The organism is Arthrobacter sp. UNC362MFTsu5.1 (assembly GCF_000685965.1).
In the GTDB taxonomy this organism is placed as follows: domain Bacteria; phylum Actinomycetota; class Actinomycetes; order Actinomycetales; family Micrococcaceae; genus Arthrobacter.
Genome location: NZ_JMLE01000035.1, coordinates 15,120 through 40,101, shown reverse-complemented (window position 1 = coordinate 40,101; position 24,982 = coordinate 15,120). Strand labels below are relative to the sequence as shown.

Sequence of the window (24,982 nt, the reverse complement as noted above, 5' to 3'; positions counted from 1 at the left end):
CCCGCGACGGCGACGCCGCCCGTGACTTCGCCAGCCGTGTGCAGGTGGGTATGGTGGGCATCAACGTGCCCATCCCGGTGCCGATCGCCTACTACACGTTCGGTGGCTGGAAGGCCTCCGGCTTCGGGGACCTGAACCAGCACGGGGCCGACGCGTTCCGTTTCTACACCAAGACCAAGACCGTGACCACCCGCTGGCCCTCCGGCATCCGCCAGGGCGCCAGCTACGTGATGCCGGAAGGCAGCTGATGAGCGCAGGACCTACCGCCGGTACGAACACAGCAGGCCCCGACGAGACGCCCACCGACGAGGTGCTGTTTGAGCGGCGCGGCCGCCTCGCGGTCATCACGCTGAACCGGCCCAGGGCGGTGAACGCGCTCACCGCGGGCATGGCCGCCGCCATGCTGGAACAGCTCACGGCATGGGCGGACGACGACGGCGTGGCCACCGTTCTGGTGCACGGCGCCGGGGAGCGTGGCCTGTGTGCCGGCGGCGACATCGTGGCCATCTATGAGGACATGCTGGCAGGCGGTGACGCCACCGCGGACTTCTGGCGCACCGAGTACCGGCTGAACGCGCTGATCGCCGGGTACCCCAAGCCGTATGTGGCCTTCATGGACGGCCTGGTGCTGGGCGGCGGCGTGGGGATCTCAGCGCACGGGTCCGTACGTGTGGTCACCGAGCGCACCCGCACCGGCATGCCGGAGACCACCATCGGTTTTGTGCCCGACGTCGGCGGCACCCTGCTGCTGTCCCGCTCGCCGGGGGAGGCGGGTACCCATGCGGCCCTGACGGGCGCCCACCTGAGCGGTGCGGATGCCCTGTTCCTGGGTCTGGCCGACCACTTTGTGGCATCCGGGAACCTTCCCGCGCTGGCGGCCGCGCTGGAGACCGAAACGGCGGAAGCCGCCGTCGGACGCTTCACGGAGACGCCGCAGGTATCGGAGCTGGCCGGGCAGCGCGACTGGATCGACTCCTGCTACGCCAGCGACGACGCGGAGGACATCCTCCGGCGGCTCCGCACTTTTGACGGCGACGCCGCCGGGGAGGCAGCTGAAGCGGCGGACACCATCGAGGCGAAGTCGCCCACGTCCGTGAAAGTGGCGCTGGCATCGCTCCGCCGCGCGCGCGGCCTGAGCCTGGAGGAAGTCCTCGCCGAGGAGTACCGCGTCGGCCTGAGGTTCCTGGCAGGCGCGGACTTCCGCGAAGGCATCCGCGCCCAGGTGGTGGACAAGGACCGGAATCCGCAGTGGAAACCGGCCAGCCTGCACGAGGTCTCCGCCGCCGACGTCGCCAGGTTCTTCGAGCCGCTGGGGGACCGGGAGCTCAACCTGCAATCAAAGGAGGCCCGCAATGCCTGAAACTGAAACAGCAGCACCCGGAGAATCCGGAGGAAAAGGGCACGTCGCGTTCCTCGGGCTGGGACACATGGGCGGGCCGATGGCCGTCAACCTGGTCAAGGCCGGGTACACGGTGGCTGGGTTCGATGTGGTGCCCGCGGCGCTGGACGCGGCCCGGGAACACGGAATTCCCACTGTGGGGACGCCCGCCGAGGCAGTCGCCGGTGCGGATGTGGTGCTCACCATGTTCCCCAGCGGCCAGCATGTCCTGGATGCCTACCGCGGGTCGGGCGGGCAGCCGGGCCTGCTGGACGTGGCCGGACCGGACACCATGTTCCTGGACTGCTCCACCATCAACGTGGAAGAGGCCCGCGAAGCGTCGGCGCTCGCCGTTGCCGCAGGCCACCGGGCCGTGGACGCCCCCGTCTCGGGCGGCGTGGTGGGTGCCGAGGCCGGAACCCTGACCTTTATGGTGGGCGCCCTCCCCGAGGACTTCGAGGCCGTGCGGCCCCTGCTGGAAGTGATGGGCAAGCGCGTGGTCCACTGCGGCGGCCACGGTGCAGGCCAGGCTGCGAAGGTCTGCAACAACCTGATCCTGGGCGTCTCCATGATCGCGGTGAGCGAGGCGTTTGTGCTCGGCGAGAAGCTGGGGCTCACGCACCAGGCCCTCTTCGACGTTGCGTCCGCCGCATCCGGGCAGTGCTGGGCGCTGACCACCAACTGCCCCGTGCCGGGACCGGTGCCCACCAGCCCCGCCAACCGCGACTATCAGCCGGGATTCGCCGGCGCGCTGATGGCCAAGGACCTCAAGCTGGCCCTGAACGCGCTGCAAAGCACCGGAGTGGCCGCGCGCATGGGCCCGCTGGCCTCGGAAATCTACGATACGTTTGCGGCTGAAGGCGGGGCGGCCCGGGACTTCTCCGGCATCATCACGGATATCCGGGACAAGTCCGCGCACTAGGCAGTTTTCGAAGCAGAACCACCTGCAAGGCAGAACCACGTGAGGAGTCAGGCATGACGGAGCAGTACGGGAACATTCTGGTGGAGCGGCGCGGACGCGTGGGGCTGGTGACGCTGAACCGGCCCGAAGCGCTGAACGCGCTGAACAAGGCCACCATGGATGAACTCGTGGCTGCCGTCACGGCCATGGACGCTGATCCCGAAGTGGGCGCCGTGGTGGTGACCGGGTCCGGCAAGGCGTTTGCCGCCGGTGCGGACATCAAGGAGATGGCCGAGCAGGGCTACATGGACATGTACGCCGCGGACTGGTTCCGCGGCTGGGAGGATTTCACCCGGCTGCGCATTCCGGTGGTGGCGGCGGTTTCCGGCTTCGCCCTGGGCGGCGGCTGCGAGCTGGCGATGATGTGCGATTTCATCATCGCGGGGGACAACGCCAAGTTTGGCCAGCCGGAGATCAACCTGGGCGTCCTGCCGGGAATGGGCGGATCGCAGCGGCTCACCCGGGCCGTGGGCAAGGCCAAAGCGATGGACCTGATCCTCACGGGCCGGTTCATGGACGCGGAGGAAGCGGAGCGCGCCGGGCTCGTGTCCAGGGTGGTGCCGGCGGCGGACGTTGTGGAAGAAGCCGTGAAGGTGGCCGAAGTGATCGCCTCCAAGTCAAAGTCGGCTGCGATGCTGGCCAAGGAAGCCGTCAACGCCGCCTTCGAAACCGGACTGGCGCAGGGGGTGGTTTTCGAGCGGCGCCTCTTCCACTCACTGTTCGCCACCGAGGACCAGAAGGAAGGCATGGCGGCCTTCACGGAGAAGCGGCAGCCGGTCTTCAGGCACCGCTAGCCGCCGGGAAGGCCGCCGCCCTGCGTCAGTTGGCGCGCAGGGCGGCAGCAACACCGGGTCAGCGCGGGCGGCGCCGCAGCAGGGGATCCGAGAGCGACGGCGGCTGGTAGCCGGCGTCAGCGCTGTTCAATGTGGTGCCTGGCGGTACGATTTCATCGATCCGGTCCAGCACGTCGCGGGAGAGGATCACTTTCTCCGCGCCCAGCGCCCCTTCCAGGTGCTCCAGCGTCCGCGGGCCGATGATGGCCGAGCTGACAGCCGGGTGCTCCAGCACGAACCCCAGGGCCAAGTGGATCAGGGACAGCCCGGCCTCGTCGGCCAGTTCAGCCAGTTCCAGCACGGCCTGGGTCTTGCGGGCGTTCTCCGCGGTTGACGGGTCATGCCGGGCAGGCTGCCGGGCGGCCCTGCTGGACGGGGTGTGTCCGCCGTCGGGCTTGATCCGGCCGGACAGCCAGCCGCCTGCCAGCGGGCTCCACGGCAGCACGCCCAGTTTGTGGCGCTGAGCCAGGGGAAGCACTTCGCGTTCCACGCCGCGCGCCAGGATGGAGTAGGGCGGCTGTTCCGCCACCGGCCGTTCCCGGTGGCGCTCGCGGGCCACGTACTGGGCCTCCACGATCTGCCCCGGTTCGAAGGTGGACGTGCCGATATAGCGGATCTTGCCCTGCCGGACCAGGTCGCTGAGTGCCCCGAGCGTCTCGTCGATGTCCGTGTCGGGCTCGGGCCGGTGCACCTGGTAGAGGTCGATCCAGTCGGTCTGCAGCCGGCGCAGGCTGTCCTCGACGGCGCGGATGATCCAGCGGCGCGAATTGCCGGCCTGGTTCACGTCCTCGCCAAGGCGCCCGTGGACTTTGGTGGCGAGAATTACGTCGTCGCGGCGGCCTCTGAGGGCCTTGCCCACGATGGTCTCGGATTCGCCCCGGGAGTAGACGTCGGCGGTGTCCACCACGTTGATACCGGAATCGAGCGCGCGGTGGATGATGCGGATGGAATCGTCGTGGTCCGGATTGCCGATGGACCCGAACATCATGGTGCCCAGCGTCAGCGGGCTGACTTTGAGTCCTGTGGCGCCCAGGCTGCGGTATTCGGTCATGCGTGTGCTCCTTGTAGTTGCTGGGTGGTCTGGCCCGCGGGGCTGTACTGGCTTTCCGGGCGGTCCAGGCCGAAATGTCCGCGCAGGGTCCGGGCAGAGTATTCGGTCCGGAACAGGCCACGGGACTGCAGGATGGGCACAACCTCGTCGGCGAAAGCCTCGAAGCCGCCGGGAAGCCAGGGAGGCATGATGTTGAACCCGTCGGCGGCCCCGTTTTCGAACCAGAGCTGGATCTCGTCGGCCACCTGCAGCGGTGTTCCGGCCACGGTGTAATGGCCCCGGGCGCCGGCGAAGCGGTGCAGGACCTTGCGCACGGTGAGGCGTTCCCGGCGGATGGTGTCCAGCAGGAGCTGGCTCCGGCTGCTTTCCCGGCCCGCCGAGGCCAGCAGGTCATCCGGGAAGGTGTCATCCAGCTTCAACCCGTCGAGGTCCACGCCCAGCAGCTTGCGCAGGATGCCGAGCCCGTATTCCGGCTGGGTCAGCTCATCGAACTCCTGCCGGAGCGCCCGGGCCTCTGCTTCTGTGGAGCCGAGGTAGGGGCTGATGCCGGGTAGCACCAGGAGCTTCTCCGGGTCCCGGCCCTCCGCCGCAGCCAGCGCCTTGATGTCGGCATAGAAGTCCTGCGCGCTTTGCAGCGTCTGGTGGGCGGTGAATACGGCCTCGGCGTGCTTGGCCGCGAACGCCTTCCCGTCGGCGGAGGAACCCGCCTGAACATAGACCGGCCGGCCCTGCGGTGACCGCGGTGTGTTCAGCGGTCCTTCCACGCGGAAGTGATCACCCTGGTGCCCGATCGGATGGATCCGGGAGGTGTCGGCGAAAACCCCCGTGCCGGCGTCGGACACCACCGCGCCGTCCTCCCAGCTGTCCCACAGCTTGCCCACCACCTGGACGAATTCGTCCGCCCGGGAGTAGCGCTCTGCGTGCGGCGGGTGCTCGTCCAGGCCGAAGTTGCGGGCTGCCCGTTCCGCGCCGGTGGTCACGATGTTCCAGCCGGCCCGGCCGCCGCTGAGGTGGTCGAGGGACGCGAAGAGCCGGGCCGCGTTGTACGGCTCCAGGTAGGTGGTGCTGGCCGTGCCGATCAGGCCGATCTTTTCGGTGGCGGCGGCGATCGCGGACAGCCAGGTGAACGGCTCAAGCCGGAACCTGGTGGCGTACTGCACGTTGCTTTCCAGCGCAGGGCCGTCGGCGTAGAACACTGCGTCCAGCTTCGCCGCCTCCGCCCGCTGCGCCAGCTCCTGGTAGAAGCGGATGTCCAGCAGCCGGTCCGGCCGGGACTTTGGATGCCGCCAGGCGGCTTCGTGGTGGCCGCCCGGGTAAATGAACAGGTTGAGTTTCAGCTGCCTGCCCATCAGAAGGCCGAACCGATGGACGCCAGCGCCTGTCCGTCGGCGCCGGCAAAACGGTTGTCCGGGCGGCCCAGGCCGTAGTGCTCGCGCAGCGTCCGGCCCGTGTATTCGGTGCGGAACAGGCCGCGCTCCTGGAGGATGGGCACCACCAGGTCCACAAATGCTTCGAGGCCCGAGGGAAGCACCGGCGGCATGATGTTGAAGCCGTCCGCGGCGCCGCCGTCGAACCATTCCTGGATGGCGTCGGCCACCTGGAGCGCCGTGCCGGTGAAGGTCCGGTGGCCGCGGCCGCCGCCCAGCCGGCCGATCAGTTCGCGGACCGTGAGCTTTTCCCGGCGGGCCAGCTGGACGATCAGGGTGTAGCGGCTCTTGGCGCCTTCGATCTCGTCCTCGCTGGGCAGGTTGTCCGGCAGCTGGCGGTCCAGGGGCAGGTCCTCGGGCGCGACGCGCAGGGTCTTGGCCAGCTGGATCCGAGCGTATTCGGGCTTGATGAGGCGGTCCAGTTCGCGTTCCAGCGCCTGGGCCTCTTCCGCCGTGTCCCCGATGACCGGGACGATGCCGGGAAGGATCTTGATGCTTTCCGGGTCGCGTCCCGCGGCGGCGGTCCGGGACTTCAGGTCGCGGTAGAACTCCTGCGCGTCCGCCAGGGCCTTGGCGTCGGCGTCGTGATCCCGCAGTCCCAGCGTGACGTTGCCCAGGACGGTGTCCCAGGGGAGGAGCCGGGAGTCCTGGAAGACCACCGACACCCGGTCCGGGACGTTGATGACGCCGCTGCCTTTGACGTCGTGGTCCAGCCCGGCGAGCGCCCGCAGGAGGGTGGACTTGCCGCAGCCGCTGGGGCCCAGCAGTGCTACGAACTCGCCGGGGGCGATGTCCAGGTCCACGCCGTTCAGGACGCCCTTGGGCCCGAAGCCGCGGATCAGGCCGCGCACGGAAACGGTGGGGGACCCGGCTCCGGTACGCGGGGCGGTGCGGCTGGAGCCGGAGGGTGCGACGGCGGTCAGCCCGCCAGAGTGCGCTGCCATGAGAGGGCCTTTCGTTCGATGAAGCGGACAATGCCGTCCGAGAGCAGGCCGAGGATGCCGTAGACGGCGAGCCCGAGGACGATGATGTTGGTCTGGCCGTAGGTGCGGGCGAGCTCCATCATGTAGCCGATGCCGCTGGTGGAGTTGATCTGTTCCACCACCACCAGCGACACCCAGGCCCCTGTGACTGCGAAGCGGAGGCCCAGGAAGAAGCCCGGCAAGGCACCGGGGAGGACCACGCGGCGGATGAAGCCGGCCCGGCTCAGCCCCACGGTCTGCGCCAGCTCGACGTAGCGCAGGTCAATGCCGCGCAGCCCGGCATGGGTCTGCAGGTAGATGGGGACGAAGACGCCGAGGGTGATGGTGAGGACCTTCATGGTTTCGTCGATCCCGAACCACAGGATGAGGAGCGGGATCAGGGCCAGGCCCGGGATGGCCCGTTTGATCTGCACCGGCCCGTCGATGAGCGCCTCGCCCGCCCGGCTGAGCCCGGAAAGCAGGGCCAGCACGGCGCCCACCACGATGCCGAAGAACAGCCCCAGCCCGGCGCGCTGTGCGGAAATGGCAAGGTTTTCCTGGAGCCGGCCGTCTGCGATCAGCTCGCTGGCGGTGGCTACCACGGTCCAGGGCTCGGAGAGGATGCGGGGGTCAAGCAGCCCCGTTGCCGAGGCGGCTGCCCAGAGCAGCAGCAGGGCCGAGGGGCCCACCCAGGCGAGGCGCCGCCGTCGTCCGGGTCCCAGCCGGCGGCCGGTGGGGCGCACATCGGCGCGGCCGGCGAGTGCCGGGCCCTGGCGGGGTGCGGCGGCGGTGCGCTCCGCCACGGCTGCGGCGCTCATGCGGCACCTGCCTTGCCGGCCGCGGCGAACGCCGTGCCCGCGATGGCTTCGTAGCGTGTGTCGTAGAGCTTCGCCGCCACGAGCTCGGGCTTCTTCTGCTCCCTGGCCAGCAGGTCGATGGTCTGCTGGTGCCGCTCGATGGCCTCCGTCCAGGACAGCGGAACGTCCGCCTTGCCGGCGGCGTCGATCAGGTACTGGCCGTCCTCGCGGGAGAGGCCCTGATCCTTGACGTAGTAGCCTTCCAGCCATTCCTGGGGGTGGTCCTCGACCCAGCGCTTGGCTTTGCCCCACACCTCAACGTAGGCGGCGAGCGCCGCGGCCTTGGCCGGATCATCCAGGACCTTGGCGGGCGAGTAGAGATGGCCGGGATCATCGCGCAGGCCGTGCCGGAGGGTGGAGCCGCCGTCGGCCTTGTACTTGGAAAGGTAGCGCTTGATCTGGACGCCGCCCAGGGGTGCGGCGTCCACCTGTTTGCTGGACAGGGCGGTGGCGTAGGTGTCGCCGGTGCTGGGCAGTTCCACGAGCTTCACGGCGGCCTGCTTCAGGCCGGCCTTTTCCAGGATCCGCAGGACCAGGGCGCCCTGTGCCTGGCCGGGGCTGTAAGCGACCTTTTTGCCGCGCAGCTCCTGCAGGGAGGAGATTCCCGCCCCGGGTGCAATGCCCAGCTCGTACAGCGGGTGGTTCACGGCGTCCTGCCGGAAAACGCTGGCGATGATCCGGACGTCCAAGCCCGTCCAGGTGGCGTGGATGGGCGGGATGTCCGCCACGGAACCGACGTCCAGGGCGTTGGCCCGGAAGGCCTCGGTGGTCTGCGGGCCGCCGGAAATGTTGGCGAACTCCACGTTGAAGTCCAGCTCCTTGATCAGGCCGGACAGCTCCAGGGCCACCTTCACGCTGGGGTCGCCCACGGTGATGGAGGTGCCTGCGGGAACGGATGTGGCGAGCGGCGCCGAAGGCTGCGTCGCCTGCGTGGCGCCGGCAGTGGCGCTTCCGCCGCAGGCGGTCAGCAGGCCGACTGCCGGCAGCGCGAGCAGGGCGCCGAGGGCCCGGCGGCGGGTGAGCGAGGAGCGCCCTTGGGTGGAGGGAGGCAAGAAGGGTGCAGCGGAGGACATAGTGGCCTTTCATGGGGGATGAAGCGCGACGATGTAGTGCAGGCGGTGGGAATTGGCATGCTGGAAAGCGGGCACAGCGGAGCTGGCCCGGGGGCGCCGGGAGCGGTGGGGGATGGGTGGTTTTTGTTGCGGATGTGCTTCGGCTTGTGCCGTGAAATCACCTAAACACGGTCTGCACAGCCTTGGCCAGCACCCCGCAATGGAAGCGAAACGGGAGGAAACCGGACTACTTCTGACGCCACGCACCGTGCAGTACGAGGCCAAACCAAGCAATCCGGCGCCATGATCCGCAACCCGGCTTAACCTGCGTTCTTCGAGCCTGTCGCCTGGGGAAGGCAGTGTTGTGAGGCCTCCGCCTGATGCGTGTGCGTCAGGACCGGCGGTGGGCGCGGAGCACAGAATCCGTGACGGTTACGGAGTTGCCGTCGGCGTCCCGGACGGACCGCCGGCGGGCTTCACAGACGTCGATCTGCCATTCTTCGGGGTCCAGTTCGGCGGCGATCTCCTCGGGCGTGAAGAGGAGGCCCGGCTGCGACGGACGGCGGATCCCGGTTGCCAGGTCGTCAGGGTGGTGGCCAACGATCAGGAAGGTACCGCCGGGGGCAACGGACGCTGCCAGCCGGTGGTAAAGCTCTGTCCTTTGAGCCAGGGGCAGGTGCATGAACTGCGCGGACACAAGGTCGAAGGTCCCGGCGGGCGGGGGCATGGCGGTGAGGTCGTGGTGGACCCAGACGATCCGCCCCGCCACTGTTGCATCCTCGGCCGCCCGTTCCGCGGCCCGCGCCAGGGCCACGGAGGAGATGTCCACGGCAGTAACCCTCCAGCCCTGCCGTGCCAGCCAGATGGAGTCGGCGCCCTCGCCGCTGCCAACGTCCAGGGCTGAGCCCGGGCGAAGGCTGGCGGCTTCGGCCACCAGGCTCGGGTTCGGATTGCGGCTCCAGACCGAACCGTGCTGGCGGTAGCGCTCATCCCAGAACGACTCGTCAAACTTCATCCGTGGTCTCCCTCGCTGCCCGTGCTTCAGGTCCGGCAGCGTACCGTCAGGGACGGCCGGCGCTAAGCCGTGACTATGCCACGATACGCGGTGAGGGGGTCCTCAAGCCCGCGGGCTCATAGGGGCAGCTAGGCGGCGCTGATGCCGAACAGGCCGATGATCAGGCCCATGACCACCAGGGTCACCAGCTCGTGGGCGCAGTTCAGAATGGTCAGCCCGGCCGGGCGGCCCTCAAAGGCGTCGTGCGTGATGAAGCGGGCGGCCGTGAAACCGGCCCAGAGGATGACTGCGGTGATCAGGGTGTTGGCCAGGAAGTTGCCGCCGTAGAAGTGCTGGGAGATGGCAGCGGACCCGGCGAGGACCAGGGCGCTGACGAAGCTGACCACCAGCGTGATCAGGATGGGTTTGACGGCGTCCTTTGCTTCCCCGCTGGGCGAAACCTTCGCCACCCTCATCCAGTAGTTGCCGAACACCTTCGGGGTGTACCAGACCGAGCCCACCACCATGCTGGACAGGGTGGCCAGCAGTACGGCCCAGATATTGATTTCCGGAATCATTGCGCTCTCCTCGGTCCAGCGTCAGGTCATGTCCTAAACATCAGCAGTCTAGGGCTGCCTGCATACCAAGGTGCGGCAACACGGTAGTCAGTCGCCGAAGTCGCCGGCGTTCTGCCGGAATCTCCCGAGGATCCGGATCAGCTGGTCCACATCCTGGCTGGCGAAGCCGGACTGGCCGAACACCTCGGTGTTCAGTGCCGCCGTCGCACGTTTGGCCAGGGTGCGCCCCTCCGTGGTGAGTTCGATCAGGGTGGTGCGCCCGTCGGTCGGGTGCGGGGACCGGACCACCAGGCCGGCGTCCTGGAGGCGGTCGACGGCGTTGGTCACCGAGGTGGGATGGACCTGCAGGAGCGCGCTGGCCTTGTTCATGGGCAGCGCGCCGCTGCGGGCGAAACTCAGGAGGGCCAGGAGTTCGTACCGGGCGAAGGTGAGGCCGAAGGGTTTGAGGACGCCCTCGATCCGGGCCAGCAGGATCTGCTGGGTGCGCATGATGGCGGTGATGGCCGCCATGGGCGCGGCGACGTCGCCCCAGCCGTGCCGTTCCCAGTTGCGCTGGGCGTCGGCAATGGGATCGCGCGGGAGCGGGTTTCCCATGGCACCTCCTGACGTGTGGGTTGCTTCAGCCTAGCTTTTCAAACACCGGGGCTTTTCAATCCCGGGAAATCCGCCTCCGAGTACTCGACGCCCAGGCCCTCGGGCTGCGGGCCGCCGCCGTGCCGGAGCTCCTCACTGTGCCGGAGTTCCACGCGCCGGATCTTGCCCGAGATGGTCTTGGGCAGTTCCGCGAATTCCAGCCGCCGGATGCGCTTGAAAGGTGCCAGATGGTCGCGGCAGTAGCGCAGGATGTCTTCCGCGAGCTCCGGGCCCGGCTGGTGCCCGGCGGCGAGGACCACAAACGCTTTCGGCACGGACAGCTTGACCGGATCGGGGGAAGGAACGACGGCGGCCTCCGCCACGGCGGGGTGTTCGATCAGGACGCTTTCCAGCTCGAACGGGGACAGCCGGTAGTCGGAGGATTTGAAGACGTCGTCGCCGCGGCCCACGTAGGTGATGATGCCGCGCTCGTCCCGGCTGGCCATGTCCCCCGTGTGGTAGTAACCGTCGCGGAAGGCGTCAGCGGTCTTCTCCGGGTCGCCGTAGTAGGCCTTCATCAGCCCTGCGGGGCGGGGGTCGAGGCGGAGGCAGAGTTCGCCGTCGTCGGCCTCTTCTCCCGTTGCGGGGTCAACCAGCACCACGTCGTAGCCGGGCAGCGGCCTGCCCATGGCGCCGATCTTGATCGGCTGGCCGGGTGTGTTGGCCACCTGCACGGTGGATTCGGTCTGGCCGAAGCCGTCGCGGATGGTCTGGCCCCAGGCGCGGTGGACCTGGTCGATCACCTCGGCGTTGAGGGGTTCGCCGGCGGACACCACCTTGGTGGGCGGGTTCTTCAGGACGGTCAGGTCCGCCTGGATCAGCATGCGCCAGACCGTGGGCGGGGCGCAGAAGCTGGTCACCCTTTCCCGGCCCATCTGTTCCATGAGGGCCTTGGCGTCGAACCGGCTGTAGTTGTAGATGAACACGCAGGCCTCGGCGATCCAGGGCGTGAACACATTGGACCAGGCGTGCTTGGCCCAGCCCGGCGAGGCCACGTTCAGGTGCACGTCGCCCGGTTCCAGCCCGATCCAGAACATGGTGGACAGGTGCCCCACGGGGTAGGACGTGTGCGTGTGCTCCACCAGTTTGGCCTTGGACGTGGTGCCTGAGGTGAAGTAGAGAAGCAGGGTTTCGTCCGCCTTGGTGGGAGCGTCCGGGGCGAAGTCCGCCGGGGCGCTGTGGGAATCGGCGTACTGCAGGGCCGCGGTGTCTTCAGCCGCGCTGTTTACAGCGGTGCTGCGCTCGCCGTCGGTGATTTCAATGAGCCTGTAGTCGCCGGGAACGCCGGCAAACTTGCCGATGTTGGAACTTCCGACGGCGGCCCAGCCCGCCTCGCCGCGCTGCACCCGGTCCGCCAGGTCCGCGGGGCCCATGAGCGTGGTGGTGGGGATCATGACGATTCCCAGTTTGATTCCGGCCAGCATGAGCTCCCACAGTTCCACCTGGTTGCCGAGCATGATGATCATGCGGTCACCGCGGCGGACGCCCTGGCTGCGGAGCCAGGCGGCCACCTGGCTGGAGCGCTCGGAAAGCTCCGCGAAGCTCCGCCTGGTGGCGCTGCCGTCCTGCTCCACGATCACCAAAGCTGGTTTGGTGCCCTTGGCGGGGTCCGCGGCGATCTGGTCGAACCAGTCGAGGGCGAAGTTGAATTCTTCGAAGCGGGGCCACTGGAATTCATCCCGTGCCTGGCCGTAGTCCTCGCGCAGGGCCAGAAGCCTGTCCCTCGCGGCCCGGAAGTCGTCGGTGACTGTCATGGGGGCCTTTCGCCTAGTGATCCATATCACTGTGCAATATACTAGGACATCCAAGGGTTTGGAAGAGCGAAGGGACGCGTGCCGGTGCAGCCACAACGACGTGACAGCGGGGAAATCACTACAGTTGCCGAGCAGCCGCCCTTTCCGGACGCGGACCTCATGTACGTTGTGGACCTGCTGCCGGAGGGGGAACGGTCGCGGTACCTTGAGGTGCGGGAGTTCCTGCAGTCCCGCATCCGCGCAGCGTCCATCGAATACTGGAACCGCGAGGAATTCCCGTTCGGACTGCTGGCCGAAATGGGCAAGTACGGGCTGGGCGGCCTGCAGACGGACGGGACGTCGGCGCTGTTCAAAGGCCTGATGTATGTGGAGGTGGCCCGGGCGGACGTGTCCCTGTCGGCGCTGGTGGGCATCCACAACGAGCTGATCGTCGGGATGATCGACGAGCTCGGTTCGGACGAACAGAAGCAGCGGTGGCTGCCCGGACTCCAAGCGTTCACCCAGCTGGGCGCCTTCGCGCTGACGGAGCCGGAGCACGGCTCGGATATTGCCGGCGGCCTGGAAACATCGGCCCGGCTGGAGCGCGGCGAATGGGTGATCAACGGCGCCAAGCGCTGGATCGGCGCCGGGACCATCGCGGACTTTGCGCTGGTCTGGGCGCGCGATGAGGCGGACGGCCAGATCAAGGGCTTCATCGTGGAAACGGACCGGCCCGGCTACTCCGCTACGAAGATCTGCAACAAGATCGGCTTGCGGATCATGCAGAACGCGGACATCGTTCTCGACGAGGTCCGGATTCCGGCGTCCAACCTCCTGCCCGGCGCCACGGATTTCTCCAAGGCCAACGACCTCCTTCGCGACTCGCGAGCCTGGGTGGGCTGGCAGGCGGCCGGGATCCAGCTGGCCGCGTTCGACGTCGCCCGTTCCTATGCCCTGGAGCGGAAGCAGTTCGGCAAGGAACTGGCCCGGTTCCAACTGGTTCAGCAACAGCTGGCCGAAATCCTTGGCAACGCCAGCGCCTCCCTCGCGCTCATGGCCCAGCTGGCCCGGATCCAGCAGGACGGCAAGCTGGAGATGGCCCAGGCGGCCATGGCGAAGTCCACCACCACCCGGCTGGCGCGGGCCTCGGTGGCGATGGGCAGGTCCCTGCTGGGCGGAAACGGCATCAGCAGCGACTACGAGATGGGCAAGTTGTTCGGCGACGCCGAAATTCTCTACACCTACGAGGGCAGCTACGAGATCAATTCGCTGATCGTGGCCCGTGCGGTGACCGGCAGGTCCGCGTTCGTCTAAGGACCTTCACGGCGCCCTGAGGGGCTGGCCGCCGTCGTACGTGCAGTTAGTCCTGGCCGCGCTCGTAGTGCAGTAGAACCACGCCGTTGCCGAACGCATGGGTTCCAGTCAGCTTGAGGTTCATCCGGATGTCCGGTGACTCGAACAGTGGCCGGCCGTTGCCCTGGCCCAGGACCACGGGGTGGACGTAGATCCGGTATTCATCCACCAGGCCGAGGCGCAGGAATGTCGCGGTCAGGTTGGCGCCGCTGAGTGCAATGTCGCCGCCGGGCTGCGCCTTCAGTTCCGCGATTTCTTCAGGCACGACGTCGTGCATCACCGTCGTGTTCCAGCCGGCCTCGGTGAGGGTCCGGGAGAAAACGATTTTGGGAATGTCGCGCCAGATCCCGGCAAACTCGGCCTCGACCGCCGTGCTGTGTGGATCCTGGTCGGCGGTTGGCCAATAATCGGCCATCAGCTCGTAGGTGACGCGCCCATCAATGAACGCACCCATCTCCCTGCTCATATCGTTGAAGTGCTGGTGCAGTTCCTCATCCACCAGGTGCCAGCTGATGTCTCGGTTCAGCCCTTCGAAGTATCCGTCCACCGAAACTGACGCGATCAGAATGATCTTCCGCATGTCGATCCCTTCGTGGCAGGGCGGGCACCCGGGCGGGACCGCCGGTCGTACCCTCCAGTGAATCACTCGAGGATGCGTTGGAACAGGACATGGTCCTGCCACGAGCCAGCAATCTTCAGGTAGGACGGTGCCAGGCCGATCTCATCAAACCCGGCGCGGGACAATATTTTCCGCGAGGGTGTGTTGTGTTCGAGAGTGGCCGCCTGGACCCGGTGCAACCCGAGCTCGTCCCTCGCCGCAGCCAGCACGAAGGCGATGGCTGAGCTGCCGATGCCGAGTCCGTTGAAGTCCTTGTCCACCCAGTAACCGACGTGGGCGCTAAGGAACGGGCCGCGGACGATTCCTGTCAGCGTGATGGCTCCCACGACGCGGCTGCCGGCCAAGAGAATCCACGGAACCTCCTGCCCCGCAGCATGCAGGGCGAGCTTTGATTCGATGACGGCGCGCTGGCTGGCAGCCGTGAAGAACTCGTCAGCCCGCGCAGGTTCCCAGGGTGCCAGATGGTCCCGGTTCAGCCGGTACGCCGCACTCAACGCTTCGGCATCAGCAGCCTGGAGCAACCGCATTCGAACATCTCCGGTCAGTGTGGCGGCCTCAGCAATCATCCTCCGACTCTATCCGCGGGTGGCTGCCTTCTCGGTGCCCGGGGAAGGGGCGGAGCGGTGCGTTCCGGGCCCCGGTGCAAGGGGGGTCCTTCGTCCCTTCCGCGGGGCGGGGAGTGAAGGCCACAGTTGGATCAAGGGGTTGAGCTTGCCTGACCCCGGCTTGATTGGCAGAAAGAGGAGTCATGAAAATCGAATCCTGGATTTTCGGAGGCATGGCCATTTTCTTCGTACCCGTTGGGGTGGTCTACGGCTTCATCACGGAGTGGACCGAGCCGGTTGGCTTCCTGGCCTTGTGGCTGGTGGGCGGTCTGGCAGGACTGATCGGGGGATACCTCGGCTATACGGGCCGGCGGGTCGGGATGCGTCCCGAGGACCGCCATGATGCGGAGATCCACGAGGGCGCAGGCGAGCAGGGCCAGTTCAGTCCCTGGAGCTGGTGGCCCATTGCCCTGGGCTTTTCCGCGGCCACCGGGTTCCTTGGACTGGCAATTGGATTTTGGATCCTCTATATCGGCGCGGGATTTGCGCTGGTTGCGCTGATTGGATGGGTTTTTGAATACAGCCGCGGGGACCACGCCCACTAGTCAGGTGGGGTGGAAGGCGCGCGCCGTCGTCGTGCATTCCCGGAAACAGCAACAATTGGAGCATGGCTGCATCCGTAATTCTGATAAACGGGCTCCCCGGTGCCGGAATGACGACGCTCAGCAGGCTGCTCGGTGACGCGCTGGGGGGTTCCCGTCGTCTCAAAAGACCGGTCCTGGTGGTACCGGCCGCGGGACCTGGGCTTTGTTGTTGACGGAATCGCCAAATCGGGAAAGCCCCGGGTAATTGAAATCTGGTGCGAGGTATCAGCCGACTTGGCTTGGAGCCGTTATGCAACGCGCCAGCGGCATTGGATACATCCCGACGGACTTGGCGCAGAACACGACTGGGCGGAGTGGGAAGCCAATGCTGCGCCGTTGGCGATCGGGCGAACAATTCGTGTTGATACTTCGGATGAGGTTGATGCGAAAACTGTCGTGGCGAGACTGAGCGCTGAGATGCACCGATAGCGAACCCCGCCCTGCGCAATCCCGCAGGCGGAACGGGGCGAATACTGTGCCGGGAAAAGAAATTCGCCCATCGACTTGAAACTAAGCCTACTTATGATTAGGGTTGAAGTCATGAAGGGGTGCGGCGTTATGCGCACTGACGCCCTTTCGGAAGGTTCCAACGGGACCGGACAGCTTGGGAGAAAGACCTGTTCCATAGGTGCTCCCGGCGCCCGCCGAGGCGAAGAGCTGTAAGCAACCAAAAAGAGATGCGGTGAACCGCGGCCCGAATCCGGGCTGCAGCCACCCTGGTGATCGCGTAACCGTGGTCCCGGGGCGGGGTCTTGCGTGCATCAAAATCGAGGGAGCAAAAAGATGTCAGTTATGAAGAAAGCTACTACCGCCGTTGCCGGATCGCTGTTCCTGGTGGGGATGGCCGCAGGGCCTTCGATGGCTGCGGACAACAGCACGGTCAACGACGGCCTGGTGAACGTCACCGTCGGCGATGTGACAGTCCTTGAGGACGTCAACGTTGGCGTAGCCGCTGACGTGACGGCGCAGATCTGTGGCGTGGAAGTCGGGCCGGTCGCCGTTCTGGGTGAGGCTGTCGACGCCACGAGCACCAAGTCTGTCGTCTGCACCGACAACGGCGGTCCGGTCACCATCATTCAGAACTGACGGACTGCACCTGTGTAGGGGGCGTTGACGCCCCCTGGCGAAACGGTGCACAGCGCAAGCGATACACAAAAACGGCGGGACCATCTGGTCCCGCCGTTTTTGCGGGCCAGAAGCTGGTGTACGTAGTACACTCGTTGACAACAAATCGCAAGGTAAGGTGCCCCCATGACGCAGCAGGCGGAAGCTACGCGCCGGATCCCGCTGAACCGGGAGCGGGTGCTGACCGCCGCCGTCGTACTCGCCGATGAAGCGGGCATCGAGGCGCTCAGCATGAGGCGGCTGGCGCAGGAGCTCGGCGTAGTTCCGATGGCGCTCTACAAGCACGTCGCGAACAAAGAGGAACTCCTTGACGGGATGGTGGACGTCCTTGTCGGGGAAATCGACCCTCCCGCCCGCGATACCGGATGGCAGAGCGCGGTCCGGCTACGCGTGCTTTCAGCGAGGAAGGCCCTGTTGCGGCATCCGTGGGCCCGTCAGGTGCTTGAGTCGCGCACCAGCAGGACGCCGGCGGTTCTCGGCTACATGGACTCGTTCATCGGAATGTTCCTGGCCGGCGGCTTCTCCGTGGATCTCACCCATCACGTGATGCATGCGCTTGGCAGCCGCATGTGGGGGTTCACCCAGGAGCTGTTCGACGATTCGGCCGGCAGCGCGCCGGCTGGCAACCCACCCACCGGCAACGCGCCCGCCGGGCAGGAGGCCATGCTCCGGGAGATGGCGCAGCGGTACCCGAACATCCTGCAAGTGGCCATGGCGGCCAATCACGACGACGGCTCCGTGGTGTCGCAGGGCTGCGACGACCAGTTTGAATTCGAGTTCGCGCTGGACCTCCTCCTGGACGGCTTCGAGCGCTTCCACCGGCAGGGCTGGACATCGGAGCGGGCGAAGCTGGAGCGGTAGCCCGCCGGATGCTAGCTTGTGGGGATGGAGGCACTCGACTGGCTGCTTGACTCCGATCCCGCGATCCGCTGGCAGGTCCTGCGCGACCTCACGGACGCGCCTCCTTCCGAAGTACAGTCCGAACGTGCCCGCGTCGCCACCCACGGCTGGGGCGCCCGGCTGCTCGCGCTGCAGGACAGCAGCGGTCAGTGGGGCGGCGGCACGTACTTCCCGGCGCAGTTCGACGAGTCGGAGCCGGGCCAGCCCTGGACTGCAACCACCTACAGCCTGTTGCTGCTGCGTGATTTCGGGCTTGACCCCCGCAGCGCCCAGGCACGCCGCGCCGTCGAACTCGTCCGCGACAACTCCCGCTGGGAGGAAGGGGATCAGCCCTTCTTCGAGGGCGAGGTGGAGCCGTGCATTAACGGCATGGCCGTGGCACTTGGTGCCTACTTTGGCGAGAACGTCGACGGCGTCGTGGAGCGTTTGCTGGGCGAGCAGCTCGCCGACGGCGGATGGAACTGCGAGGCGGAACGCGGTTCGGTGCGTTCGTCGTTCGGGACAACCATCAACGTGCTCGAAGGGCTGCTGGAGTACGGGCACGCGACCGGCGGGTCCCCGGACTCAGTTGCTGCCCGGCAGCGCGGCGAGGAGTATCTGCTGGAACGCGGGCTTCTTCGGCGGAAGACCACCGGCGAACTGATTGACCGTGACTGGCTGGCGTTCTCGTACCCGACCCGCTGGTTTTACGATGCGTTACGGGGCCTCGACTACTTCCGCGCGGCAGGCGCCAGTCCGGACGAACGCATCGCCGAGGCGGTGGACGTGCTGCGCTCCAAGCAGCAGCCCGACGGCACCTGGCTGCTGGAAAACACGCACCCGGGCCGGATCCACTTCGCCCTGGAGGACGGTGACGGCCGCCCGAGCCGGTGGAATACCTTGAGGGCGCTGCGGGTGCTCGGATGGTATGAGGGCAGTATCGCCGGGGGCAGTGCCCGAGCGGTGCGGCTGCGGGAAACCACATGAGGCCGCGGGCCGGGCTGGCTGGTGCAGCGGTGGTGCTTTGTGTTTTGTCCGCATGCGCAACGGCGACGCCGCCAGCGGGAACCGATACATCGGCGGAACGGGGTTCCGTGCCGTGTCACGGCCCGTATGTCGTCGACGTCGACACAAGTGCTGCAGGCGAGCCGACGCCCGGAGCAGCAGCCGTGGCCTGGTCCAAGTCTGTACTGGCGCCCGCCGGGGCCCCGACCGATGGATGGACGCCCATCGATGCGGAAACGCTACGGAGCGGTGATTGGACCGTCGGCGTAACCTCCACCGTTTCTGGCGGGTGGCTGGTCAGTGGCCTCGGTTGCGGATCGCCTGGCAGCTAGCCGCAGGCAGGAGGAAGCCGGCCGCCTCAGCCGAGAAGTCTCGCCACCAGTTCGCCGCGGCTCCCCACTCCCACCTTGTCGAAGAGGGACTTCAGGTGGTCGTGGACCGTGTGGGGCGAGATGAACAAATGGTCGGCGATGTCCGTCGTCGCCGAGCCGGAGACCACCTCAAGGCAGACCTCGCGTTCCCGGGCCGTGGCGCCGTAGGCGGCGAGCAGGAGGCTCACCATTTCGTGGGTGGTGGCGGGTTCCACCGTAACCACCATCTGGCCGAGGTCGTCCCCGGTGATGAGCCGGCTGGCTTGGAGCACCACCCAATGATCTCCGGCGTCCCGCATCCTCATCCGGGCGGTCCCGGAAACGGAAGCCTTTGCGGCAGCCACCACTGAGTACAGCGTCATGGTGAAACGGCCGGGCGCCTGATCGTCCAGTTCCGCCAGCCATGCGGCGGCTGGCTCAGTCGCGGCACGCAGCTCACCGCGCGGTCCGACCAACACGATCACGGGACCCTCCGGCCCGTGCGAGGCGTGCCGCTCCATTCGGACTGCAACCCGGGTGGCCGCGGCCAGGGCTGATGCGATGGAACTCAGGAATTCCATTTCCCGGTCGGTGAAGTCCGTACCCGGCTCACGGAAGAGTCCGCCCACGGCCCAGCAGGCGGCGTCGGTCCGGAACACCGCCCGAAGTTCGTGCTCCAGCCCCTGCGGACGGAGCAGGTCGTTGAGCCGCACGCTCCTGACCACGTCGCGGTGCGGCACATCGGAGAGCCGGGCGGCCGGCGCCGGCCGCCGGACCAGCGCCGCGAAGGCATTCGGCTCGGTGCCCGCATATTCGGTCTCGGCGAAGCGCACGGCGTATTCGTCAGGCACAGGCCACGGCGGCCAGTTGGTGATCGAGGTCATGATGAGGGAGTCCGGGTCGACGCCGGACCAGCAGGCCTGCTCAAACGGCACCGTGTGATGGACGACGGCGAGCGCTGCGGCATGCAGCTCGGCTACGCCCATGCCTGTGGTCGCCATGGCCGAAATCTCGCGCTGTGCCCGCTCGGCACGATCTGCCCACATGCTTTCAGTATCCGCCGCCAATGACGGATCGCAATCCCCAGTTTGGGGGATGGCTGAGGTGCTCGCGGAACCCCCCGGGCGGGGATGGGACGGGCTTCGCGGCGGACGTAGTCTTCGACCATGAACGCCGTTGCCCAACTGTTTGCGCTGCTTGAAGCCCTTATCTATATCTCGGTGTTTCCGCTTGAGGCCTTTCTCCTGCACCGCCCGGCCGTGCAGAAATTCCTCAGCACCCCTGCCGGAAATGTCCCCGCCGTCATGATGTGGGCGATTCCTGTCGGCTTCCGCAATCTGCTCATAGCTTTGGGGGTGATTGCGGGACTCGTGGCACTGAATACCGGGAACGAGGTGGTCGGCCGGACACTGGTTACCTACTGCTGCGCCTACATGGTCCTGGGCGGGTCCACCATGGCCCTGGCCGATGCTTTGGGACACTACCCCAAGAGGGGGGACAGCATTCCGGGAACCCTCGCCGCCACCGTGCCGGCCCTCATTGCGCTTGTTGCCTCGGCGTTCTGAGCGGGCTTTGGCCGCCATTGTTGGCGCAAAGCACAAACGAAGGCCCGCCTATGGGGGACAGACGGACCTTCGCAATTAAAAAGTTACGCCTCTTCTAAATACCCATCGAGTGGAGATGCAGTGATGCCGCGCAACAACCACTTGGGGACCTGGCCGCAGCATGCGTCACCGCCCTTTCCGAGTCCCGGCCGGCGGCGTAGTCTGCCTCCTATCAGGACACCCGGCTATCAGGACACCCGGAGCGGGAGGACCCATGGACGGCTATGCCGAGCTGCGGGCGTTCCGCGGCACGCACCCGTGCCGGTCGGTGACGGTCGCCGGCGTCGAATGGAAGTACATCGCCGGAGCGGTGCCCGAGGAGGGCATGCCGGCACTCCTCGTCCTGGGCGGCGGGTTCTCCTTCGGTGATTCGGCGTTCCGTACGATCACTGCCTTCGAACCGCGCTTCCGGGTGCTCTCGCCCTCGTATCCGGCGGTGCGGACCATGGCCGAACTCGTGGCAGGAGTGGCGGCCATCCTCGACGCCGAGGGTATCCGGTCCGCGAGCATTTTCGGCCATTCCCTCGGCGCCGGCGTCGGGCACGCCTTTGCACGCCGCTATCCGCAGCGCGTGGACAAGCTCATCCTGTCCGGGTTCGGTCTTTACACCCGTGGTCACGCGCGCCTCGTAAGCGCCTTTGTCGGGCTGTTCTCGATACTGCCCAAAGATGCCCTTGCCGCTTTCTATCGTCCGAGGATCGCACGCCTTGTCGCAGGGGCGGAAGCCGACGAACGCGCTTTCCTCACCGCCTACACGGAAGACCTCTTCGCAGCGCACACGAAGGAATCTGCCCTTGCCCGCCTGGCAGTCGTCCTGGATCTGGCGACGCATCCGGACCGTTACGCCGCGTCGTCCACCTTCGAGCGTCCGGACGACGTTCTGGTGATCGCTGCTGCGGACGACCGCGGGTTCACCGCGCACGAACGCGAAGCGTTGCTGGCCGCCTACCCCGGCGCCCGGGCCTACGTCTTCGGCGGGGGCGGCCACCTGGCGGCCGTCACCCACCCGACTGAATACGCCGACGTCGTCGAACGCTTTCTCGAAGGCCGGCCCCTTCCCGCGGGGCGTAGCGACAACCCTGCCGTCGCGGCCCTTGACGCCAAGCTGGCCGGCTTCCGTGCCAGCCACGAGTACCGCACGCTCGACGTCGACGGCGTGCGCTGGCGCTACCTCGCCGGCGGATCGGGCGAACAAACGGTGCTTCTGCCCTCCGGCGGAACAAGGATGCCGGACATGTACCTGCTGCTGATCGAGGCGCTGGAACGGGACTTCCGTGTCATTGCGCCGGCGTACCCCGCCGGTGCTGGCATCGCCGGGCTCGCGGACGGCCTGGCTGCGATCCTCGACGCCGAGGGAGTTAGGCAGGCGGATGTGCTGGGCTCATCGTTCGGCGGATTTGTGGCGCAGACGTTCGCCCGCCGGCATCCGGAGCGCGTGCGGCGCCTGGTGCTGGCGAACACCGGAAGCCCCGCCGCGGCCCCGCTCCCTTTGCTCCCGCTCCTCATCCGGTTCCTTTCCGTACTTCCGGAAAGCGCCGTGCGGTCCCTGACAGGCCGGAACTGGCGCCGCTGGTTTGTCGCGGGCTCACAGGAGGACGCGAGTTTCTGGACCATGCTGCTGTCGGACGTGCTCAGCCGGCTGGGCAAGGAGGACCTGCTGTCCGGCCTGCGGGAGATGGGGGAGTTTGCCCGTCTTCCGGCCGAACGGGCACCGGGGGTGCGTGTACCGGTGCTGCTGATCGAATCGGAGCGGGATGAAGCGTTCCCGCCCCAGGCACGGGCGGCCCTCCGCGCCCTCTATCCGGCCGCGGAGACCTGTCTTTTCGCGGGCGCGGGACACGGAGTCATGGCAACGCTGACCGCCGAGTACATCGCCACCGTGGAGGAGTTCCTGCGGCGGCCCTGACCTGGGCCGTTCACGGGAGCCCGGCAAGGTGCGAGCAGGCGTCCCACAAGCGCTTGCGGGCTTCGGGATCCGATCCCATGCCCGGCGTCGGGAGCTCTTTGCGCTTTGCCCAGAGCTTGCCGGAGACTGCCGCCGTTTCCTTCGACATGGCAAGCCAAAGCGCTGTGTCTGCCGCCGTTTCGGCGGGAGCACCGAGGGCGTTCGTGATCCAGCGAAAAGGGCCGCCGACGTCGAGCAGCAGCGATGTGTTCTTGACCAGTCCCGGATGGACGGCGTTCGCCACCACGCCCGAGCCGTGCAGGCGTTCAGCGAACTCTTGGGTGAGCAGGACCCTGGCAAGCATTGTGGGCGGGGTCGAGCGCAGGTAGCTGTACCTGCCCTTGGCAGTCTGGAGATCGTCGAACTTGAGTTTGGTGTTGCCGTATTTGGACGCGATATTCACGATCCGGGACGTTCGCGCCGCACCGGACGGCTGGCCAGCAACTCCGGCGTTCCCTTCCGGGACGGCGTCTCTATCCGCCACGGCCGCGGCGTTTTTGAGCGCGTCGAGCAGGAGATTGGTCAGCAGGAAGTAAGCCATCACATTGGTGGCGAAGGTCAGTTCGAGCCCGTCGGGGGTCTCGTGGCGTTCTTTGCGGAACACGCCCGCTGCGTTGACGAGCACGTCGAGCCGGTCATGGTGCGACAGGAACTCGGCGGCGGCCGCACGGATTGAGGACTGGACCGAGAGGTCACAGGCCAGTGGCTCAAGCCGGGCGTCAGGGACGAGCTGGCGGATGCCCCTCATTGCTTCTTCCGCCCGGGGCCCTGATCGCCCCACCACCACGACCAGCGCGCCCTCGCGGGCAAGTCCGGTTGCCACGGCTTTTCCCAGGCCGCTCGCCGCCCCCGTCACCAGCGCCACGGTTCCATCCATGGAAGCCATCGTCATCGCCTCCTGAGGCTTGTCCAGCCAACTAGCCGCCGCGTCACGGCATCGCCTTATCGCCGCCGCGCGCTGTGTGCGCTCAGTCTCAGCTGGTCAACATCACAGCACACCGTGGTCTGGTTGACCAGCGCTTAATCAGTTGAGTGTCTCGATGGGCTGCCACCCTGGCTCGCCGACGGCTGAGGCCACGGCTTTCTGGCCGGGGCGACGGCTGAGGCCAGCGCGGCCGCCAGGGCGGGCACGTACAACCAGCCAATGGTTGCGGAAGCGAGGAGGGTGAAGACGGCGAGGGCAACAGTCGCCGAGATGGATGCGTGCATCCGTGCCGGTCCCCGCACGAGGAGAGGCATCCCGGTCAGAGCGACCGGGATCAGCAACGGGACAACGATGGAGGACCCAACGACCTCAAGCAGGGTCGAGGCAGTGACTTGGTTTAAACCACGTCGATGCCAGCCAGCGATGATTAAGGCAGACTGGTGGCGTGAGCGGAATCCGGTGGGTGCTGCACGTCGACCTCGACCAGTTCATCGCGGCTGTCGAAGTGCTCCGGCGGCCGGAGCTTGCGGGCAAACCGATCATTGTCGGCGGCCGGGGCGACCCCACGGAACGAGCTGTGGTGTCGACCGCGTCCTACGAAGCCAGGGCGTTCGGCGTGGGTTCCGGAATGCCCTTGCGCATTGCGGCCCGGAAAGTGCCCGACGCTGTGATCCTGCCCGTCGATCGCGAAGCCTACCTCGCCGCATCGGAAACAGTGATGGCAACCCTACGCTCGCAGCCCGGGGCCACGGTGCAGGTGCTGGGGTGGGATGAAGCTTTTGTTGGCGTGGAGACAGAGAACCCGGAAGCCTACGCCCGGGAGGTGCAGGCCGCTGTCCTGGAGCGGACGCAGCTGCATTGCAGCGTGGGCATCGGCGATACCCTGGTTCGAGCCAAGGTCGCCACCGGTTTCGGCAAGCCGGCGGGTGTCTTCCGCCTCACTGCCGCGAACTGGCTGGAGGTCATGGGCACCCGTCCGACTAAGGACCTGTGGGGCGTCGGAACCAAAGTGTCGGGCCGGCTGGCCAAACTCGGCATCAACACGGTCGCCGAGCTGGCCGCGTGCGACCCCCAAGACCTGGTCCCGGAGTTCGGCCCCCGGATGGGTCCTTGGTATGCGGAGCTCGGACGCGGGGACGGCGCCAGCGTTGTGGACGATACCCCGTGGGTTCCCCGCGGGCACAGCCGGGAGACCACCTTCCAACGGGACCTGACTGAGCCCGCCCAGGTGGATGACGCCCTGAGGGAGCTGACAGCGCGTGTCCTCGAGGATGTTGTGGCCGAAGGACGGCCGGTGGTTGGGCTGACCCTCAAGATTCGTTATGCGCCGTTCTTCACGAAGACCCACGCGAGAAAGATTCCCGAGACGTTCGACCGGCACGAAATCCTCGCGCGGACCTTGGACCTCGCAGCGGAAATCGAAGCGGGCCGTCCAATCCGGCTGCTGGGTCTGCGGGCCGAAATGGCAATGCCCGCTGATGCCAGAAAGGGACATACGCCGACGCGCGGCGGTTGGTGACGCCGAGCCG

Annotated in this window: 24 protein-coding genes and 2 pseudogenes; 12 read left to right on the top strand and 14 right to left on the bottom strand. The window is 67.1% G+C overall.

The genetic code is table 11. The annotated features are described in order from the left end of the window. The 4 genes from BS38_RS0121745 to BS38_RS0121730 form a co-directional block, all read left to right on the top strand. The coding region (locus BS38_RS0121745) for an aldehyde dehydrogenase family protein (RefSeq protein ID WP_028272679.1) at positions 1 to 248 on the top strand (248 nt) is incomplete at its 5' end. After that, positions 248 to 1,360: an enoyl-CoA hydratase/isomerase family protein gene (locus tag BS38_RS25965; RefSeq protein WP_043439588.1), complete on the top strand. Its 1,113-nt coding sequence runs from the start codon at positions 248 to 250 to the stop codon at positions 1,358 to 1,360. The genes BS38_RS0121745 and BS38_RS25965, both read left to right, overlap by 1 nt. After that, a complete protein-coding gene (mmsB, locus tag BS38_RS0121735) occupies positions 1,353 to 2,300 on the top strand; it encodes a 3-hydroxyisobutyrate dehydrogenase (RefSeq protein WP_028272678.1) in 948 nt (315 codons plus the stop codon). The genes BS38_RS25965 and mmsB overlap by 8 nt, the downstream gene beginning before the upstream one ends. Positions 2,301 to 2,353: 53 nt before the next feature. Further along, on the top strand, positions 2,354 to 3,133 hold the full coding sequence (locus BS38_RS0121730) for an enoyl-CoA hydratase (RefSeq protein WP_028272677.1): 780 nt from the start codon (positions 2,354 to 2,356) through the stop codon (positions 3,131 to 3,133). A gap of 58 nt (positions 3,134 to 3,191) precedes the next feature. Here BS38_RS0121730 and BS38_RS0121725 read toward each other — a convergent pair whose 3' ends face one another. The 10 genes and pseudogenes from BS38_RS0121725 to BS38_RS0121685 all read right to left on the bottom strand — a co-directional run bounded on the left by BS38_RS0121725 (position 3,192) and on the right by BS38_RS0121685 (position 12,480). Next, the gene (locus tag BS38_RS0121725) at positions 3,192 to 4,223 is read right to left on the bottom strand and encodes an aldo/keto reductase (protein ID WP_028272676.1); all 1,032 of its coding nucleotides are present in this window, start codon (positions 4,221 to 4,223) and stop codon (positions 3,192 to 3,194) included. Further along, positions 4,220 to 5,572, bottom strand: coding sequence for an LLM class flavin-dependent oxidoreductase (locus tag BS38_RS0121720; protein ID WP_028272675.1), 1,353 nt, complete (start codon positions 5,570 to 5,572; stop codon positions 4,220 to 4,222). Before BS38_RS0121720 ends, BS38_RS0121725 begins: the two co-directional genes overlap by 4 nt. Beyond that, positions 5,572 to 6,222, bottom strand: a pseudogene (locus BS38_RS27995) (LLM class flavin-dependent oxidoreductase); the annotation flags it as partial. The pseudogene BS38_RS27995 and the gene BS38_RS0121720, both read right to left, overlap by 1 nt. Further along, positions 6,220 to 6,594: pseudogene (locus BS38_RS27990) on the bottom strand (ATP-binding cassette domain-containing protein); the annotation flags it as partial. The pseudogenes BS38_RS27995 and BS38_RS27990, both read right to left, overlap by 3 nt. After that, entirely contained in the window at positions 6,570 to 7,430 is an 861-nt protein-coding gene (locus tag BS38_RS0121710; protein ID WP_028272674.1) for an ABC transporter permease, read from the bottom strand. The gene BS38_RS0121710 and the pseudogene BS38_RS27990, both read right to left, overlap by 25 nt. Next, positions 7,427 to 8,542 carry an ABC transporter substrate-binding protein gene (locus BS38_RS0121705; protein ID WP_028272673.1) on the bottom strand — a complete coding sequence of 372 codons (1,116 nt, stop codon included), beginning with the start codon at positions 8,540 to 8,542 and terminating at the stop codon, positions 7,427 to 7,429. The genes BS38_RS0121710 and BS38_RS0121705 overlap by 4 nt, the downstream gene beginning before the upstream one ends. A gap of 370 nt (positions 8,543 to 8,912) precedes the next feature. Continuing rightward, positions 8,913 to 9,536, bottom strand: coding sequence for an SAM-dependent methyltransferase (locus tag BS38_RS0121700; RefSeq protein WP_028272672.1), 624 nt, complete (start codon positions 9,534 to 9,536; stop codon positions 8,913 to 8,915). Positions 9,537 to 9,664: 128 nt separating this feature from the next. Further along, positions 9,665 to 10,093 carry a DUF1761 domain-containing protein gene (locus tag BS38_RS0121695; protein WP_028272671.1) on the bottom strand — a complete coding sequence of 143 codons (429 nt, stop codon included), beginning with the start codon at positions 10,091 to 10,093 and terminating at the stop codon, positions 9,665 to 9,667. Between the two features lie 87 nt (positions 10,094 to 10,180). Continuing rightward, positions 10,181 to 10,687, bottom strand: a complete 507-nt coding sequence (locus BS38_RS0121690; protein ID WP_028272670.1) for a MarR family winged helix-turn-helix transcriptional regulator — start codon at positions 10,685 to 10,687, stop codon at positions 10,181 to 10,183. Between the two features lie 38 nt (positions 10,688 to 10,725). Beyond that, entirely contained in the window at positions 10,726 to 12,480 is a 1,755-nt protein-coding gene (locus BS38_RS0121685) for an AMP-binding protein (protein ID WP_028272669.1), read from the bottom strand. 159 nt (positions 12,481 to 12,639) lie between these two features. Between BS38_RS0121685 and BS38_RS0121680 the strand changes: the two genes are divergently transcribed. Next, positions 12,640 to 13,773 (top strand): acyl-CoA dehydrogenase family protein, encoded by a 1,134-nt coding sequence (locus tag BS38_RS0121680; RefSeq protein ID WP_231511389.1) that lies wholly within the window; start codon positions 12,640 to 12,642, stop codon positions 13,771 to 13,773. A 46-nt stretch (positions 13,774 to 13,819) separates the two neighbouring features. On the opposite strand, the gene BS38_RS0121675 is transcribed toward BS38_RS0121680, so the two are convergent. Further along, positions 13,820 to 14,392, bottom strand: a complete 573-nt coding sequence (locus BS38_RS0121675) for a dihydrofolate reductase family protein (protein WP_028272667.1) — start codon at positions 14,390 to 14,392, stop codon at positions 13,820 to 13,822. Positions 14,393 to 14,454: 62 nt separating this feature from the next. After that, positions 14,455 to 14,997 (bottom strand): GNAT family N-acetyltransferase, encoded by a 543-nt coding sequence (locus BS38_RS0121670; protein ID WP_028272666.1) that lies wholly within the window; start codon positions 14,995 to 14,997, stop codon positions 14,455 to 14,457. A 182-nt stretch (positions 14,998 to 15,179) separates the two neighbouring features. On the opposite strand from BS38_RS0121670, the gene BS38_RS0121665 reads away from it, so the two are divergent. The 4 genes from BS38_RS0121665 to BS38_RS25955 all read left to right on the top strand — a co-directional run bounded on the left by BS38_RS0121665 (position 15,180) and on the right by BS38_RS25955 (position 18,611). Further along, positions 15,180 to 15,581 (top strand): cytochrome c oxidase subunit 4, encoded by a 402-nt coding sequence (locus tag BS38_RS0121665; protein WP_028272665.1) that lies wholly within the window; start codon positions 15,180 to 15,182, stop codon positions 15,579 to 15,581. Between the two features lie 831 nt (positions 15,582 to 16,412). Continuing rightward, positions 16,413 to 16,706, top strand: a complete 294-nt coding sequence (locus BS38_RS0121660) for a hypothetical protein (protein WP_156037214.1) — start codon at positions 16,413 to 16,415, stop codon at positions 16,704 to 16,706. Between the two features lie 165 nt (positions 16,707 to 16,871). After that, on the top strand, positions 16,872 to 17,606 hold the full coding sequence (locus BS38_RS0121655; RefSeq protein ID WP_028272663.1) for a TetR/AcrR family transcriptional regulator C-terminal domain-containing protein: 735 nt from the start codon (positions 16,872 to 16,874) through the stop codon (positions 17,604 to 17,606). Between the two features lie 24 nt (positions 17,607 to 17,630). Further along, entirely contained in the window at positions 17,631 to 18,611 is a 981-nt protein-coding gene (locus BS38_RS25955; protein WP_051629081.1) for a hypothetical protein, read from the top strand. A 376-nt stretch (positions 18,612 to 18,987) separates the two neighbouring features. On the opposite strand, the gene BS38_RS0121645 is transcribed toward BS38_RS25955, so the two are convergent. Next, positions 18,988 to 20,025 carry a response regulator transcription factor gene (locus BS38_RS0121645; protein ID WP_028272662.1) on the bottom strand — a complete coding sequence of 346 codons (1,038 nt, stop codon included), beginning with the start codon at positions 20,023 to 20,025 and terminating at the stop codon, positions 18,988 to 18,990. A 120-nt stretch (positions 20,026 to 20,145) separates the two neighbouring features. Between BS38_RS0121645 and BS38_RS0121640 the strand changes: the two genes are divergently transcribed. Continuing rightward, positions 20,146 to 20,544, top strand: coding sequence for a DUF1304 domain-containing protein (locus tag BS38_RS0121640; RefSeq protein WP_028272661.1), 399 nt, complete (start codon positions 20,146 to 20,148; stop codon positions 20,542 to 20,544). Positions 20,545 to 20,797: 253 nt separating this feature from the next. Next, entirely contained in the window at positions 20,798 to 22,489 is a 1,692-nt protein-coding gene (locus tag BS38_RS0121635) for an alpha/beta fold hydrolase (RefSeq protein WP_028272660.1), read from the top strand. 10 nt (positions 22,490 to 22,499) lie between these two features. Here BS38_RS0121635 and BS38_RS0121630 read toward each other — a convergent pair whose 3' ends face one another. Then, entirely contained in the window at positions 22,500 to 23,420 is a 921-nt protein-coding gene (locus tag BS38_RS0121630; RefSeq protein ID WP_028272659.1) for an SDR family NAD(P)-dependent oxidoreductase, read from the bottom strand. A gap of 478 nt (positions 23,421 to 23,898) precedes the next feature. On the opposite strand from BS38_RS0121630, the gene BS38_RS0121625 reads away from it, so the two are divergent. After that, positions 23,899 to 24,972 (top strand): DNA polymerase IV, encoded by a 1,074-nt coding sequence (locus tag BS38_RS0121625; RefSeq protein WP_442853358.1) that lies wholly within the window; start codon positions 23,899 to 23,901, stop codon positions 24,970 to 24,972. The last annotated feature ends 10 nt before the right edge of the window (positions 24,973 to 24,982 follow it).